This is a genomic window from Undibacterium sp. 5I2 (assembly GCF_035019605.1).
Lineage (GTDB): Bacteria > Pseudomonadota > Gammaproteobacteria > Burkholderiales > Burkholderiaceae_D > Undibacterium.
The window spans coordinates 22,994-38,112 of record NZ_JASJVS010000016.1 but is presented as its reverse complement, the minus strand read 5'-3'; the positions used below and the strand labels follow the sequence as shown (position 1 = coordinate 38,112).

General features: G+C 54.6%; 14 protein-coding genes. 5 read left to right on the top strand and 9 right to left on the bottom strand.

The window, feature by feature from the left end:
- Positions 1–31: 31 nt before the first annotated feature.
- Positions 32–541, top strand: a complete 510-nt coding sequence (locus tag QN359_RS07960) for a Spy/CpxP family protein refolding chaperone (protein WP_322250309.1) — start codon at positions 32–34, stop codon at positions 539–541.
- A 55-nt stretch (positions 542–596) separates the two neighbouring features.
- Here QN359_RS07960 and QN359_RS07955 read toward each other — a convergent pair whose 3' ends face one another.
- Both QN359_RS07955 and QN359_RS07950 read right to left on the bottom strand, forming a co-directional pair.
- The gene (locus QN359_RS07955; protein ID WP_322250310.1) at positions 597–1,880 is read right to left on the bottom strand and encodes an Hsp70 family protein; all 1,284 of its coding nucleotides are present in this window, start codon (positions 1,878–1,880) and stop codon (positions 597–599) included.
- 83 nt (positions 1,881–1,963) lie between these two features.
- On the bottom strand, positions 1,964–3,274 hold the full coding sequence (locus QN359_RS07950; protein ID WP_322250311.1) for a hemolysin family protein: 1,311 nt from the start codon (positions 3,272–3,274) through the stop codon (positions 1,964–1,966).
- A 118-nt stretch (positions 3,275–3,392) separates the two neighbouring features.
- Here QN359_RS07950 and QN359_RS07945 point away from each other — a divergent pair, with 118 nt between their 5' ends.
- Positions 3,393–4,607: an MFS transporter gene (locus QN359_RS07945; protein ID WP_322250312.1), complete on the top strand. Its 1,215-nt coding sequence runs from the start codon at positions 3,393–3,395 to the stop codon at positions 4,605–4,607.
- Between the two features lie 57 nt (positions 4,608–4,664).
- Here the strand turns inward: QN359_RS07945 and QN359_RS07940 are convergent, their stop codons facing one another.
- Together QN359_RS07940 and QN359_RS07935 are read right to left on the bottom strand one after the other, a co-directional pair.
- A complete protein-coding gene (locus QN359_RS07940) occupies positions 4,665–5,936 on the bottom strand; it encodes a dicarboxylate/amino acid:cation symporter (protein WP_322250313.1) in 1,272 nt (423 codons plus the stop codon).
- 154 nt (positions 5,937–6,090) lie between these two features.
- Positions 6,091–7,542, bottom strand: coding sequence for a PLP-dependent aminotransferase family protein (locus QN359_RS07935; RefSeq protein WP_322250314.1), 1,452 nt, complete (start codon positions 7,540–7,542; stop codon positions 6,091–6,093).
- A gap of 174 nt (positions 7,543–7,716) precedes the next feature.
- Between QN359_RS07935 and QN359_RS07930 the strand changes: the two genes are divergently transcribed.
- Positions 7,717–8,085 (top strand): hypothetical protein, encoded by a 369-nt coding sequence (locus QN359_RS07930; protein WP_322250315.1) that lies wholly within the window; start codon positions 7,717–7,719, stop codon positions 8,083–8,085.
- Here QN359_RS07930 and QN359_RS07925 read toward each other — a convergent pair.
- Entirely contained in the window at positions 7,985–8,836 is an 852-nt protein-coding gene (locus QN359_RS07925) for a hypothetical protein (RefSeq protein WP_322250316.1), read from the bottom strand. The two genes, QN359_RS07930 and QN359_RS07925, sit on opposite strands and share 101 nt — an antisense overlap.
- A gap of 356 nt (positions 8,837–9,192) precedes the next feature.
- Here QN359_RS07925 and QN359_RS07920 point away from each other — a divergent pair, with 356 nt between their 5' ends.
- Entirely contained in the window at positions 9,193–10,923 is a 1,731-nt protein-coding gene (locus tag QN359_RS07920) for a DUF1800 domain-containing protein (RefSeq protein ID WP_322250317.1), read from the top strand.
- Positions 10,924–10,963: 40 nt separating this feature from the next.
- Positions 10,964–12,361: a DUF1501 domain-containing protein gene (locus tag QN359_RS07915; RefSeq protein ID WP_322250318.1), complete on the top strand. Its 1,398-nt coding sequence runs from the start codon at positions 10,964–10,966 to the stop codon at positions 12,359–12,361.
- 16 nt (positions 12,362–12,377) lie between these two features.
- On the opposite strand, the gene QN359_RS07910 is transcribed toward QN359_RS07915, so the two are convergent.
- The 4 genes from QN359_RS07910 to QN359_RS07895 all read right to left on the bottom strand — a co-directional run bounded on the left by QN359_RS07910 (position 12,378) and on the right by QN359_RS07895 (position 15,014).
- Entirely contained in the window at positions 12,378–12,974 is a 597-nt protein-coding gene (locus QN359_RS07910; RefSeq protein ID WP_322250319.1) for a chromate transporter, read from the bottom strand.
- Entirely contained in the window at positions 12,971–13,546 is a 576-nt protein-coding gene (locus tag QN359_RS07905; RefSeq protein WP_322250320.1) for a chromate transporter, read from the bottom strand. The genes QN359_RS07910 and QN359_RS07905 overlap by 4 nt, the downstream gene beginning before the upstream one ends.
- A 65-nt stretch (positions 13,547–13,611) precedes the next feature.
- Positions 13,612–14,100 carry a phage regulatory CII family protein gene (locus tag QN359_RS07900; RefSeq protein ID WP_322250321.1) on the bottom strand — a complete coding sequence of 163 codons (489 nt, stop codon included), beginning with the start codon at positions 14,098–14,100 and terminating at the stop codon, positions 13,612–13,614.
- Positions 14,097–15,014, bottom strand: a complete 918-nt coding sequence (locus QN359_RS07895) for a methylglyoxal synthase (protein WP_322250322.1) — start codon at positions 15,012–15,014, stop codon at positions 14,097–14,099. The genes QN359_RS07900 and QN359_RS07895 overlap by 4 nt, the downstream gene beginning before the upstream one ends.
- Positions 15,015–15,119: the final 105 nt, after the last annotated feature.

Here is a 15,119-nt window from a genome sequence, read left to right as displayed (position 1 = left end):
AGCGTTTTCCGTCTATTGAGAAAGAAAAACCATGAAAAATTGTAAACCCGCTTTGCGTGCTTGCTTGCTCGCTGTCAGTTTAGCCGCCAGTGCTTTGGTTCATGCCCAGACTGCTATGAATGATGCTCCACCTCAACACAGTGAGGCCGATCGTGCAAAATGGCAAGATCGCATGGCACAAAAACGTGCCAAGCATGAGGCGCAATTGCATGAGCAATTGAAAATCACGGCGGCCCAAGAACCTGCTTGGAAAAACTTTACCCAAGCCATGACGCCACCAGCCGGGCTGCCACCGCATGAGGCACGGGCAACGGAAGACAAGTTGACTACACCGCAAAGGATGGAAAAAATGCTGGCTCGCATGCAAGAGCACCAGCAACAGTTGCAGACACACTTGAATGCCGTGAAGACCTTCTATGCCGTATTAACACCGGAGCAACAAAAGACTTTCGATGAAAATCATCAGCGTATGAAAAAAGAAATGCAAGAGCGCATGGCGGCACACATGCATGGCAAAGATGGGATGATGGGTAGACCCTGATGCTAATGGCTAAGGGAGACGCGGAGTTAGTCCGCGCTTCCCTTCGCGCCATGATTTACTTCGCGCCGCCAAAACGGCGCGCGGCATCGAGCCCGAGTCCGGCACCAATGCTGCCGAACAAATCCCCTTCGACCTGACGTGCATTCGGCACGATCGCCGCGATTTGCTGGCGTAAGCCGCGCACGCCGCTGGAGCCACCGGTAAAAAAGACGGTATCAATTTGCTCCGGACGCAGACCGGCATGGCGCAGGACGTCAGCAACCGTATTGGCCACGCTGGTGCTGAGGTGATGAATCGCCGTTTCCAGTTCGACACGCTCAAGCGTGAGCACGCAGGGTGCCGCTACTTGCTTGCTGCGCAAGCGTTCCAGCGGCAAGCTGATACGTTCTTGGTCGGACAACAGGATCTTGGCTTCCTCTGCCTTGATGGCCAGCCAGTGGCCGTCGCGTTGTTCTACCAAATTGAGCAGACGCTCGAAGCGCTGGCGCAGTTCCGCTTGGCGGATATCGCGGTACACCTCGAGCAATTCGCGGTTGACCTTGTGGGCGTAGACCTGATTAATGGTATGCCAAGTAGCGAGGTTGAAGTAATAACTGGATGGCACCTCAATCTCACTGGCGAGCCGACCACCGAGGCCGAGCAGGGGCATGATATGCGTGAGGCTCAGATATTTATCGAAATCGGTACCGCCGATGTGCACGCCACCATTGCCTAGAATATCATCGCGCCGGTCGGTGCGATGCGAACGTTCGGGCGCGAGGCGGACGATGGAAAAATCTGAGGTACCACCGCCGATATCGGCAATGAGTACCAACTCTTCTTTGGTGATACGCGATTCATAATCGAAGGCGGCGGCGATCGGTTCAAACTGAAACAACACTTCCTTATAACCGGCTGCCCGGGCGATTTCTTCCAGCGTATCTTCGGCCAACTGATCGGCATCGCTGTTGTCATCGATGAAATGCACGGGCCGCCCGAAGACGGCATAGTCAAACTGGCGCCCGGCCGCGGTTTCGGCACGTCGTTTCAATTCGGCAATGAATTGTTCCAGCAAACCGCGAAACGGCACGGCTTTTCCCAGCACCTCGGTTTGACCATCGATGAGGCTGGTACCGAGCAGACTTTTCATCGAACGCATCAAGCGTCCTTCGTAGCCGAGCAGATAGGTGCTCAATGCCTTGCGGCCGTAACTGACCTCATTCTCCTCAGCATTGAAAAACACCACCGATGGCAGGGTGACTTTGTCTTCTTCGAGCGCCAACAACGCCGGTTGCCCGGCGCGATGCCAGCCGACGGTTGAATTTGAGGTCCCGAAATCTACTCCACAAGCTTGCGACATGAAACGTTCCTGATTAGTGTTCGATGAGATGACAAGGCTACCATTCCCGCAGCCGCTGGCCATGCATCGGATCAGCGTTTCGTTTATTCGGCGTCAGCCGGCGGCGTATCTACGCGTATGACCAATAATTGGTCGATGCGGTAGTGATCGATATCGACCACTTCAAATTTATACTCGCCGACCATCACGAAATCGGTACGTTTCGGGATTTTCTTGAGCATCGTCATCATGAAGCCGGCAATAGTCTCATAGCTGCCTTGCTCGGGCAAGGAATCAATGTCGAGGGCACGACAAACATCTTCTATCGTCGTGGCACCGTCGATCAACCATGAATTGCCGTCGCGCTGGACAATCTGGTCTTCGAGAAAAGGATGCACCAAATTACCCATCAGGGTACTGAGTACATCATTGAGTGTGATCACGCCGACGACGAGTGCGTATTCATTGAAAATGACGGCAAAATCTTCGCGTGTGCCCTTGAATTGCTCCAGCATTTCCGATAGCGTCAGCGAATCCGGCACCGCCAGTGCGGTGCGCAGCGAGAGTTCCTGCACCTTGGAAAAGGCTTGATTGGTCAACACGCGCTTGAGAATATCTTTCGACTCGACATAACCGACGACGTTATCGATATGACCATCGCAGACCAAAAACTTGGTATGGGGATGTTCGGCGATTTTTTGCCGTATCACGACATCGCTGTCTTGTAGGGTGAAATACACAATACTGTCGCGCTGCGACATCGCACTCGGCACCGTGCGGCTTTCGAGCTCAAACACATTGCCTATCATATGGTGTTCGCGCGCTTGCAAAATACCGGCTTCGGCACCGGCATCAACCATCGCGTAAATTTCATCGGAAGTGATCTGCTCATCGCGGGCAGTGGGCAAATTGAACAAGGTGAACAGCAGATTGGCAAGGCCGTTGAAGGCCCAGACCAAGGGTTTGAACAGACGCACGCATAACAACATCGGCCGCACCACAAAAATTGCCACCGATTCCGGCGCGATCATGGCCAATCGCTTCGGCATCAGATCGGCGAACAGGATGAACACCGAGGTGACGAAGGCGAAGGAAGTAAAAAATCCCAGCGTATCGACCCATACGGCGCTACCGAAAACCAGCTTGAACCAGCTGGCAAAATACGGAGTCAGGGCTTGTTCGCCAAGAATACCGCCGAGTATCGCCACGGCATTGAGGCCGATTTGCACCACCGTGAAAAAATGCCCCGGTTCTTGTTGTAATTGAAGAATGCGCGCGGCGCGCGGCTCGCCCTCGGCTTCCAGTACTTGTAATTTCACCTTGCGGGAGGCCGCCAAAGAAATTTCTGACATGGAAAAAAATGCACTGATGGCAACCAATACGCCGATAATCAGAAGGTGATCAATCAAAGCCATATTCTATCCTTCTCGCTGTTTATTTAATCTCAATCATATACTATTGAGTCTGGCGAAAAAAAGCAGCTTCGGTTCAAAGCGCCTGTCTGTCCAAATTCCTCATCGAAAGTCCGTCCTCATGCCTCTCTCCGCTCCGCCCCCGGTCATTGCGCCGGATGTACGTTTTGTTCTCATCACCGTGTTTCTCGACATTTTAGGAATAGGCTTGATTATTCCGGTGCTGCCGCGTTTGGTCGGCTCCCTCACCAGTGAAGGCAACGCCTACTGGTACGGGGCAATCGTCGCCGCCTATGGCGTCATGCAATTTTTTTTCGCGCCCTTAATCGGCGCGCTCAGTGATCGTTACGGGCGTCGCCCGGTACTACTGATCTGTGTCTTTGGTTTGGGGATGAATTTTCTGTTGCTCACGCAAGCGAGCAACATTTATTGGCTGTTAGTGATACGCGCCTTAGGCGGCGTGACGGCCGGTAACTTGTCGGTGGCGAATGCGTATATTGCCGATGTGTCGACACCGGAAAACCGCAGCAAGGCCTTGGGGAAAATCGGTGCCATGTTCGGGCTCGGCTTCATTTGTGGCCCGGTCAGCGGCGGCTTGTTGGGTGAGATCAATATCCATTACCCCTTCCATCTGGCCGCTGCCGTAGCGCTGGCCAATGTGGCGTACGGCTACTTCGCCTTGCCGGAATCATTGCCGCCCAGCCAGCGCAAAACCTTTGCGCTCAGCGCTGCCAATCCCTTCGCCGGCTTGCGCGGCTTGGCACATTTGCGTGGCACCGGTGGCTTGGTCTGGGTATACGCTTTGACCATGTTTGCTCAGTTCACTCTACAGACCACTTGGGTCTTATCGACGGAATTGCGGTTCGGCTGGAGCCCCATGCAAAACGGCTTTGCCCTGTTTTTGGTCGGTATGTCCAGCGTGTTGATGCAAGGCGTGTTTCTGGGTCGCTACATCAAGCGGGTCGGCGATGCCAATGCGATTCTGTTCGGTTTGGCATCATCGTGCGTGGTCTTGAGCTTGTACGGTCTGGCTACACAAGGCTGGATGATGTATGCGCTGATCGTTTGCAATGTCTTTGCTTTTGCCGCCGGGCCGGCGCTGCAGGCTTACTTTTCCCGCGCCGTCGATGCCAGTTCGCAAGGCATGGCGATGGGATCCTTGAGCGCTTTGGCGAGCATGATGAGTGTCTTGGCAACACTGAGCGGGACTACCCTACTCGGCCAAGTCAGCCACGCCGGTGCCGGCAGCTTGCTGCTCGGTGCGCCATTCTTTCTTGCCGCGACCATGCAATTACTGGCACTCAGCATAGCCTTCAGGCACTTGCGCGCGCACTGACCTTGCATAAAAAAAGCGGATCAGACGATCCGCTTTTTTGGGCTGCTGAGAGCAAACTTATTTATCTGAAACGTCTTTACCATTCAAGACATTATTCAGTTTCAGCATATCGACATCATTGCCCCATTTGCCGACCACAATCGTCGCCACGCCATTGCCGACCAAATTGGTCAAAGCCCGTGCTTCCGACATGAAACGGTCTATTCCCAAGATCAAAGCCAGACCAGCTACCGGAATCCCGCCGACGGCCGACAAAGTGGCGGCCAAGACAATGAAGCCGCTGCCGGTAATGCCTGCCGCGCCTTTGGAAGTCAGTAACAAGACCGCCAACAAAGTGACTTGTTGCATCAGACTCATAGGCGTATCGGTGGCTTGCGCAATGAAGACGGCTGCCATAGTCAGGTAGATCGACGTGCCGTCGAGATTGAACGAATAACCGGTAGGGATGACCAAACCGACTACCGATTTTTTCACGCCGAGTTTTTCGAGCTTGCTGATAATGCCAGGCAAGGCCGATTCCGAAGATGACGTACCCAAAACGATGAGCAATTCTTCTTTGATGTATTTAACGAACTTCCAGATACTGAAGCCATGTAATTTGGCAATCGTACCAAGTACGCCGAAGACAAAGATCAGGCAAGTCAGATAGAAGGCTGCCATCAAATAACCGAGTGAGAGCAAGGAAGCAACGCCGAATTTACCGATGGTGAAAGCCATCGCGCCAAACGCGCCTATCGGTGCAACTTTCATGATGTAACCAACGATGGTAAACAAGACTTGCGAGACTTTTTCGATCAAATCAAATACCGGTGTACCGCGGCCACCGAAGCGATGGAGTGCAAAACCGAAGAATACCGCAATCAGCAATACTTGCAGAATCTCGCCCTTGGCAAAGGCGTCGACGAAGGTGGTCGGAATGATTTGCATGAAAAAATCGGTCGTGGTCTGCATCTTACCTGGCGCAGTGAAGGCGGCAATGCCTTTGGTATCGAGCGTCAGAACGTCGATGTGCATGCCGCTACCTGGCTTGAGCACGTTGACGACGATCAAGCCGACGATGAGCGCCAGCGTACTGACAATTTCAAAGTACAACAAGGCCATGCCGCCGGTTTTACCGACTTTTTTCATATCTTCCATACCGGCAATACCGACGACGACGGTACAGAAAATAATCGGTGCGATCATCATCTTGATGAGTTTGATAAAGCCGTCACCGAGTGGTTTCATTGCGGCACCCGATTCCGGGTAATAATGGCCGAGCAGAACGCCGAGAATAATTGCCGTGATGACCTGGAAATAGAGGGATTTGTAAAGGGGTTGCTGGCGCATGCCTGGTCTCCGATGTAAGAGTAGAGGTGTCAGTCGGCCGTATGGACGCAATGACAACTGTGCAGAATTATTGTTTCCGTCACGTTGACATTATTAAAAAATGCATGGTTCACAGCAATTGTGGCTTTCCACACCCGAGCTGGTTTTGTCGGATTTACGCTGCAATGTGTTGCTTAAATGCAGATAATTTGTGAACGATTGTTCCTAAAGTGTGGATCGCTTCGTTTAATACCGGCGTATGCTCGCCGCCACAGTTGATGCGCAGGAAATGATCAAAGCGATTCGAGTTGGAATACAGTAAGCCCGGCGAAATCAGTATGTTTTCGCGCAAAGCGGCGTCGAACACCGCTTGTGACGAAATATGTTCCGGCATTTCCACCCATACCGACACGCCGCCGTCGGGAACCGTCAAGCGTGTACCGCTGGGAAAATACAAGGCAATCGCTTCGGCCATCTTGTCGCGCTGCTGGCGCAGTGCGGTACGTAATTTGCGCAAATGGCGATCATACGCAGGCGACTGCAAAAAGCTGGCAATAATACGTTGCGATAATTCTTCGTTATACCGAGTTTGTGCATATTTGAACATCGCCACTCGGGCATGCCAGCGGCCCGCCAGCATCCAGCCCAAACGCATGCCGGGGGCCAGGGTTTTGTGCAAGGACGCGCAATAAATCACATTGCCACTGCGATCCCAATGTTTGGCCGCGGTAGGAATCTTGTCGTCATTGACCAAGGCGCTGTAGGAATCATCCTCGATCACCGGAATATTTTTTTCTTCACACAGCGCCAGCAATCTTTGCTTGTGCTGGTCAGGCATGATGCTGCCGAGCGGATTTTGCAGATGCGGCACCACTACCACCGCTTTGATATTGCCATAGGTTTGCATAGCCAGTTCCAAGGCTTCGATGGAAATGCCGGTCCGCGGGCTGGTGGGAATTTCCAAGGCTTTCAGGCCCAGGCTTTCCAAGACTTGCAGCAGGCCATAAAAAGTCGGCGACTCGACCGCGATCACATCACCGGCATGGGCGACGGCACGCAAGGCCAGGTTGAGTGCTTCGATGCAACCGCTGGTGACGATCACCTCCTCGGCCGCGCAACTGATGCCGACATCGAGCGCACGCTTGGCCAGTGCCGCTTTGAGTTCGCGGTTGCCGCCCGGCGAGATGGCTTTGGTCAACAGAAAGGGATTTTGACGCAGTATGCTGCCGGCCAATTGGTGTAATTGCTTGTGCGGATACAGTTCCGGCGCGCCGGTGGCACGTGCCAGGTTGACTTTAACCGGCCGCTGTCCTTGCGCGATGATGGCTGAAACCCGTTCGTGGATGCCGACAAACTGGGCCGGATCGATGGCGCTGCTTGGCACCGGTTCGGTCACCGGTGCCAGCCGCAGTCGGCGTGGCTGGCGCACGAAATAGCCGGAGCGCGGGCGCGCTTCCAACCATCCCTCGGCTTCGAGCCAGCGACACATCTGCAAAGCCGTCGACAAACTGACGCCATGCAGTTGCATGAGCTTGCGTACCGATGGCACGCGATCACCGCAAGCCAAGGTGCCGCAGCGGATTGCGCTCAAATAATGGTCGGCCAGTTGGCGGTAAAGAGTAGACATGCTGCGATCTTCCATGATTGATGCATTTAAGCAAAGATACAGTCAGGGCAAATTTTAACAATAACAGAGCGTTATTTTCGCATGTGCTGCGATACAGAAACTACTTTTCTGTGCCTGTAATTAATTGCTCTGATTCACTATGCTGATCTTTTCAGTCAAACAAGGTGCCGTATCATGCACATTCTCGCCATCCGCAGCCAGCACAGTCTGCGTTGCTATGCCAAAGCCGGTAGCCGTTTTTACGTCAGTATCGGTGCACTCTTGTTATGCGAAACGGTGTTATATCTCGATGGTTACAGCGTGGCGCTAGAAGCGCCGCTCGCCGCTGGCGCCATTCATACCGTGCAGCGCGACGGTTGGGTGCTGTTACAGGCGCTGGAATCGAGCGAAGTGCTGTTCGATGACGCCGTGATATCACTCGCGGCTCGACTGCTCGGGGCGATTAAAAGAATTCTCGGACCAAGAAATTTTCGAGTTCGGCACTATCCTGCGGCCGTGCCGATAAAGTCACCACCCGACCGAGTCGACGCGACTCCCAACTGAAGTCGCCCGGATAGTGGCTACGAATTAACTCTATCATGCGCCGCACCATGGCGAGTTCGATATTGCCACCTAGTCCGGCATCGACTTCGATGACTTGTTTCCAGCTGCTGCCCGAATTAGCGCGCCAACCGCGGAAAGAAAAACTGCCAACCCGCGTGCTCTTGCTCAGAATTTGGAACACCCCATTGGTGCCGGCGCGCCCGGCCGCTTGCTGCATACTGTGCTTGACATTGGCTTCGGCCACTTCTTGCGGACTCATGCCTTGCGCGCTTTGATTGGCTGGCGGATTATCTTGCTGCGTTGCTTGTTCTTGGGCCTGTCGCCGCGCGCGCGCAGCATTGGCCATACTCATCATGTCTTGTTGTGGTGGCGGTTCAACAATCGGTGCCGCTGGCGTGACTGTTGTTTGTGCCACTATCGGAGCGGGCTTGGCTTGCGCGGGGGCCGATTGTTTACTGCGTGCTATGGCGGGCGTGGGCGGTTTGGGTGGGCTTTTCTGTGGCGCTGGGGCGGCTTTTTTAGCCACAGTCACCGTGTCGAGTATCAAGGTGATGGGGTTTTGCGAGGCCGCCTCATCCCCTTGTTTTTGTTTTTGCGGGGCCGCCATATGTAGTAAAAAATACAATAACACCAGATGGATCAAGAGAACCGCGACGATACCGATCAAACTGACCGGCCGGAACCGCAGATGCAGGTGAATTTCACCGGGCTGTGCCACTTCGTTATCGGGTGTTTCTAGACTCAACTTCATGGGGCGTGATCAACAATGTCAGAACTTTAAGTTGGCAAGGATACCGCAATCCTGTCCGAGCTCTGTAACAAAGATGTCGGAAAGCGGCCCTGAAAGCTGATTTTATGCGATTCACGCAGAAGTAATGTGTAACAAAAAATGACAAAAACATGGCCGGACTTGGATCAACGCCCTATGACAAGTTCGAAATGTTGACAATTAGTCTGCACTGCAATGATTTTCTTCCTGAAATACCGATAGGAAAGTATCGCTGATTCCATTAATCTATCTTTGAATCAACATTGCGGCAGCCCACTGCCATGAGTTTATTCATTCATTTCTTCATTGTTTAATTGTTTGCTATCGATAGGTCCTCCATGGAAACCCCGTCCCCCGCTGTTCTTACCGAGGCCGTGCCGCCGAGCGTTCAGACCGAGAGCGCCGCCATCGCCGCGGCCTTGTTGCTCAGTGCCTGCGGTGGCAGCGCGCCTGGCAGCGCGGCCGACAGCACGGCCGGCACTGCGCCAGTGACACCAGTGACACCAGTCACACCGCCGGTGACGAGTGCACCACCGGTACCGGTGAGCGATATCGCCGCCGCCCGTTTTCTGGCGCAGGCATCGGTCGGCGGTAGCCGCAGCCTGATGGCACGGGTACAGGCGCTCGGCTATGCCGGCTGGATCGATGAGCAAATCGCCCTGCCGGCCAGTGGCACGCGCTGGGATTGGCTGATGACCAAATCATATAATGTAGCGACCAATATTTTTACCCAAAACGGCTTTGATGCCGTCACCTGGTATAAGTTGATTAACTCGCCCGATGTGTTGAAGCAGCGCGTGGTCCATGCCTTGTCTGAAATCATCGTCGTTGGCATCGATGGCTTGGTGGGAGCTGGCTGGCAAGCCTTTTCTGCCGCCCATTTTCTCGATATTCTGGAAACCTATGCCTTCGGTAATTATCGACAATTGCTTGAAGCCGTCTCGACCAGCACGGCCATGGGCCAATACCTGACTTTCCGCGGCAATAGTAAATATAATGCGAGCACTGGCGCGCTGCCGGATGAGAATTACGCGCGCGAAATCATGCAATTGTTTTCGATAGGCTTACTCAAGCTCAATCTGGATGGCACGCCTGTGCTGGCGAATGGCGTACAGCAGGAAACCTATACGCTGACCGATATCACCGGTTTGGCGCGGATTTTTACCGGCTGGGACTTTGATTTAAGCCTGAGCAAGACCGATACCCCGGATTTCTTGAAACGGCCGATGAGCCAAGTTGCCAGCCGTCACGAGACGGCGGCATCAACTTTTCTCGGCAGCACCGTGCCGGCCGGCTTGAACGGTGCCCAAAGTTTAAGCGCCGCCCTCGACATCTTGTTTGCCCATCCGAATGTGGCACCGTTCATCAGTCGTCAATTGATTCAACGCTTGGTTACCAGCAATCCATCGGCCGCCTATGTCGGACGGGTGACGGCCGTGTTTCTCAATGATGGCAGTGGCGTGAAAGGCAACTTGGCGGCCGTAGTCAAAGCTTTGCTGCTCGACGATGAGGCGCGCAACAGCAGTAATCTCAGTAATCCGCAATTTGGTAAGCTGCGCGAACCGATTTTGCGTTTGCTGGCATGGGCGCGCGCGTATGCGCTCAAGTCCGTCAGCGATACTTGGGCCGTTGGCAACACCAGTGACCCAGCCAGTCGGCTTGGTCAGAGTCCCTTACGCTCTTCCAGCGTATTCAATTTTTTTCGTCCCGGCTATGTGCCGCCCAACAGCGCCATCGCTACAGCCAGCTTGGTCGCACCGGAATTTCAAATTACCAATGAATCGACGGTCATCGGCTATGTCAATTACATGCAGCGTTTGGTCAGCCTGGGTAACAGCGATCTGGTGCCGGACTACAGCAGTTTGCTGCCGCTGGCGGATACACCGGCCGCCTTGCTGGCCGAAATCAATCTCGTGTTAGCGGCCGGGCAACTCAGTGCTGCCACCCTGGCCGCGCTGGTCACTGCTGTCAGCACATTGGCCAGTGGCACCGATGCCAAGCGCAGCAATCGCATCTACGCGGCACTCACTTTGGTGTTGGCGGCACCGGAATTCATTGTGCTCAAGTAATTTTCCGACTTGATCGTCGGTATAAAGAGAAGGAAACTGTATGATGGACAAACACAGCAACGCTTCGCGGCGCGCTTTCTTACAACGTGCCGCCAGTTTATCGGTAGCTGGCGTGGCCACCCCTTGGGCCATCAACTTGGCGGCGATTGCCGAGGCAGCTGCGGCTGGTGCCACCGATTACAAAGCCATCGTCTGCGTGTTTTTGTACGGCGGCAACGATTACGGCAATACCTTGGTTCCTTACGATACCAGTGCTTACAATGCCTATTACAATTTGCGTCCGACTTTAGCCTATACGCATGATGCCCTGACCGGTACGGTACTCAAACCGATCAGCGATCCGCGTGACAGCGCCGGCTTTGCGCACCAGTATGCCCTGGCACCGGAACTCGCGCCACTGCTGCCGGCCTTTAACAATGGCCAGATGGCGGTCTTGCTCAACGTCGGCACCCTGATCACACCGACGAGCAAACTGCAGTACACCAATAAAAACGTGCCTTTGCCACCGAAATTGTTTTCGCATAATGATCAGCAATCGGTTTGGCAATCTTCCTCGCCGGAAGGCGCGAGTGCCGGTTGGGGCGGTCGTATCGGCGATTTGTTTCAGTCTGGCAATACCCAATCAACCTTTACCTGCATCAATGTCTCGGGCAATGCGGTCTTTCTGTCCGGTAACACCGCCGTGCAATACCAAGTCTCGACCAGCGGTTCGGTGCCCTTGGCCGGTTTGCAATCATCACTGTTCGGTTCGGCCGCCTGTTCCAGCGCCCTACAGGCCTTGGTGACGCAGAGTCGCAGCCACATGCTGGAAAACGAATATAGTCGCATCAGCAAACGCGCCATCGATGCCAATGGAATTTTGACGACGGCATTGAGTACGGCACCGGCACTCAAAACCACGTTTCCGCTGAAAAACAATCTCGGTGACCAATTGAAGCTGGTCGCTCGCATGATTTCCAGCGCCAGTACCTTGGGTGCCAAGCGACAGGTATTCTTTGTTTCCATGGGTGGTTTCGATACCCATGATGGTTTGACCACCGTGCATCCTACCCTCATGACCGGCGTCGCCGATGCCATGGCGGCCTTTTATGCCGCCACGGTCGAACTCAACGTGGCCTCACAGGTGACCAGTTTCACCGCATCTGATTTCGGTCGTACCTTGAGTGGTAACAATGACGGTTCCGATCACGGTTGGGGCAGCATGCATTTTGTCTTGGGTGGCGCGGTGAATGGCCAGCGTTATTACGGCACCGCACCGGTGATCGCCTCGAACGGCCCCGATGACGTCGGCCAAGGACGATTATTACCGACCACCTCAGTCGATCAATATGCGGCTACGCTGGCGAAATGGATGGGGGTCTCCGACACCGACTTGCTGACACTGTTGCCGAATTTGGTGAATTTCAATGTCAGTAGCCGTACGCTCGGCTTTGTTTGAGTAAGTCAGTCTGAACTCAGACGATGCCGCTCCAGCCGAGCACGGCACCGAGCGCTAACAGCCACAGCAAATGGGTGCGCGTGCGCCAGACCACCAGTGCGCATAAGGCTGCCAGCAAGCACAGCGGCAGATTGAAATGCGGTTGATTGTGTGAGTTAGCCATGATGAAGCCGGTCGAGAGCAAGAGACCGATCACAATCGGTGCCATGCCGAGTTTGAAGCTGCGCACGATTTTCAGCTCTCGGTTGGCATGGCCCCAACGAGCAGTTAAAAACGTCAGGGTGGCGCTGGGCAGCAGAATTCCGCTCATAGTGACCAGGGTGCCGAACAAACCGACCCACATGCTGCCGTTGTTGAGGCCGACATGCCAACCCATCAGGGCGACGAACAGTACGTTCGGGCCTGGGGCAGCTTGAGCAATGGCGACCGAGGCATTGAATTGCGCATCGCTGAGCCAGTGCTGTTGATCGACCAAATAGCGATGCATATCGGGCAAGGTCGAGACCGCCCCGCCGACCGAAAGTAAGGATAGCATCAGATAATGCAGCCACAGATCGACCCAGTCGGCCCAGTGCAAGTTCAGTTGCAGCAAATGTTGTGCGGTATCACTCATCGGTCCAGCTTTCGATACACTAAAAACCAGACCAAGGGGCCGAGCACCAATAACACATACACCAGCGGCAAGCGCAGCAAGGCGATGCAGACAAAACAAAAGGCGCTGATGCACAGTGCGAAACGCTGGCCCAAAGGATGTCGTTTCAGCGCCGGCAGCAATTTCAAGCCACTTGCAAAGATCAGGCCGGCCGTTACCGCACTCATGCCGCGCAAAGCGCCGGCCACGCCCGGATGGTCGGCCCAGTGGGCGTAGACCATCGCCAGCAGCAGGACCAAAATCAGCGGCACCGTCAGCAATCCGGCCAGCGCGGTGAGTGCGCCGGCCAAACCGAAATAGCGGTTGCCAACCATCATAGACAGATTGATCACGTTGGGGCCAGGCAAAATCTGTGCGACCGCCCAGTCTTCGACAAACTCTTCTGTCGTCAGCCATTGCTTTCGGTCAATTAGTTCGCGCTGCACGATCGCCAACACCCCGCCGAAGCCTTGTAAGGCCAGCAGGGTGAAAGAAAAAAACAAATCACTCAGAGAGTGCGGCCGCGGCCGTGAATCGACAGGAAGTTGGGACATGGGACTGTAGGCATCGACAAGATTGCGCATTGTAAATCAGTCTGCTCACCGCTGTACAGGTAGCATTAGTCACGTGCTTTATGATGCGCGCGTAGCCGGGCACGCCATTCACCCAGCACCGTCAAGGCGGCTTGGAATTCGCGTTCGATCAGATCAGCCTCGACATCGGTGATGACACCGTCGAGCAGCGATGTCGACACCGCTGCGGCGACGTTGCCGACCCGACTCATGACCCGGCACACCGTCTGCGACAGGTCATCTTCACTCACGGTGCCCGGTTCCGGCACCACAAACGCTGCCAAGCCGTGCCGCCCTAACAGGGCATGCAAGGGTAAATGAGCATCTTTGACACCGGCCGCTTGGCACAGCTCGATGATTTGCGAAAATTCTTCAAACGAGGGGTAATGCGATTCAATCCCCGGTGCCAGCTTATTCCGCAGTACATTGGCCGAAATACCGAGTTTTGTGGCCAAGGCTTCCAAACCGCCGGGATAGCTGCGCGCGACCTTATAGAGCGCATCATGCTGGTTCATATCGGAATACTGGCGCGTCATGCCGGTTGCCGCGGCAGATGAGGGCGTGCGCGCAGCGCCAAACCGCTGAGCCAACGGTCGGCTTCCTCGGCTTCGCTGACGACCTGAGAAAAATCGGTGACGGTACGGGCGGCGCGCTCGAGTAGCTGGATATCGGCTTCATGTTGGCGCGCGACATGCGGGTCTTCCAAAAACAAAATACGGCGGATTTTCCGTTCCAACACTAACTCGGCAATCTGGGCATCGCCACCCAGCGGACCGGAGCGAAACGCATGCACCCAATTGCGCCCGGCTTCTTGACCCTTAATTTTTTGCGCTAATTCATTGAGCAGCCCGCCGGTGGTACCGGTGGCATAGCGATGGGAAAATTGATCGAGCAGGGTGAAATGTTTTTCCGCTAAAAACAGTATTTTCTCTTTCATGGCATCATGGGCGATCAGTGCCAAACCTTCGTGGGCGAAATCAAAGCTCTGCGCCAGGCTGAGATCAGCCGGCGCACCAAGTGCGCAAGCTTCCAATTCCAGCCATTCACGCGCACCGGCCAAGGTGGCGAGAAACGGCTTTTTATGAATCACGCATTGCCGTTTCAGTGCTACCGCTTCCGGAAAAATCGATGAAGGGTCGACCGGATCGATGAGGTAGATCACGGCGTCGACGGCGCGTACCGGATCATCGTCGACTACCCGCGCGACCAGCTTCATCAAGCCGCCATCGCGCCCGTAGGGAAAGCGTTCGATCTGCATGTCAGAACTGATCAGCCCATGGTTGCTGAGGGCATCGAGGGTACGTCCGATCACCACGAATTCCGGCTGTAGCCAAGAAATGGCACCGGCGGCAGCGCGACAGAGCTGTACCAGGGCAGAATTTCCAGCCTCTTGATGACGCCGGTTGGCAATCAGGCCTATGCGTAATTTCTTGGGAGCAGCGAGAGTCACAGCAAAATCCTTTTCGGCGGAGATGAGAGTTACACTGTCATTGGCGCGGCGATGACGGCAGAAAGTGAGTGAGTACGTGAGTAAGTAAGCATCAGGCTAACATTT

Excerpts from the sequence above, each read along its gene's own strand:
- QN359_RS07960 (WP_322250309.1), top strand. The coding sequence starts at position 32 with ATGAAAAATTGTAAACCCGCTTTGCGTGCTTGCTTGCTCGCTGTCAGT.
- QN359_RS07955 (WP_322250310.1), bottom strand. The coding sequence starts at position 1,880 with ATGTCGCAAGCTTGTGGAGTAGATTTCGGGACCTCAAATTCAACCGTC.
- QN359_RS07950 (WP_322250311.1), bottom strand. The coding sequence starts at position 3,274 with ATGGCTTTGATTGATCACCTTCTGATTATCGGCGTATTGGTTGCCATC.
- QN359_RS07945 (WP_322250312.1), top strand. The coding sequence starts at position 3,393 with ATGCCTCTCTCCGCTCCGCCCCCGGTCATTGCGCCGGATGTACGTTTT.
- QN359_RS07940 (WP_322250313.1), bottom strand. The coding sequence starts at position 5,936 with ATGCGCCAGCAACCCCTTTACAAATCCCTCTATTTCCAGGTCATCACG.
- QN359_RS07935 (WP_322250314.1), bottom strand. The coding sequence starts at position 7,542 with ATGTCTACTCTTTACCGCCAACTGGCCGACCATTATTTGAGCGCAATC.
- QN359_RS07930 (WP_322250315.1), top strand. The coding sequence starts at position 7,717 with ATGCACATTCTCGCCATCCGCAGCCAGCACAGTCTGCGTTGCTATGCC.
- QN359_RS07925 (WP_322250316.1), bottom strand. The coding sequence starts at position 8,836 with ATGAAGTTGAGTCTAGAAACACCCGATAACGAAGTGGCACAGCCCGGT.
- QN359_RS07920 (WP_322250317.1), top strand. The coding sequence starts at position 9,193 with ATGGAAACCCCGTCCCCCGCTGTTCTTACCGAGGCCGTGCCGCCGAGC.
- QN359_RS07915 (WP_322250318.1), top strand. The coding sequence starts at position 10,964 with ATGATGGACAAACACAGCAACGCTTCGCGGCGCGCTTTCTTACAACGT.
- QN359_RS07910 (WP_322250319.1), bottom strand. The coding sequence starts at position 12,974 with ATGAGTGATACCGCACAACATTTGCTGCAACTGAACTTGCACTGGGCC.
- QN359_RS07905 (WP_322250320.1), bottom strand. The coding sequence starts at position 13,546 with ATGTCCCAACTTCCTGTCGATTCACGGCCGCGGCCGCACTCTCTGAGT.
- QN359_RS07900 (WP_322250321.1), bottom strand. The coding sequence starts at position 14,100 with ATGACGCGCCAGTATTCCGATATGAACCAGCATGATGCGCTCTATAAG.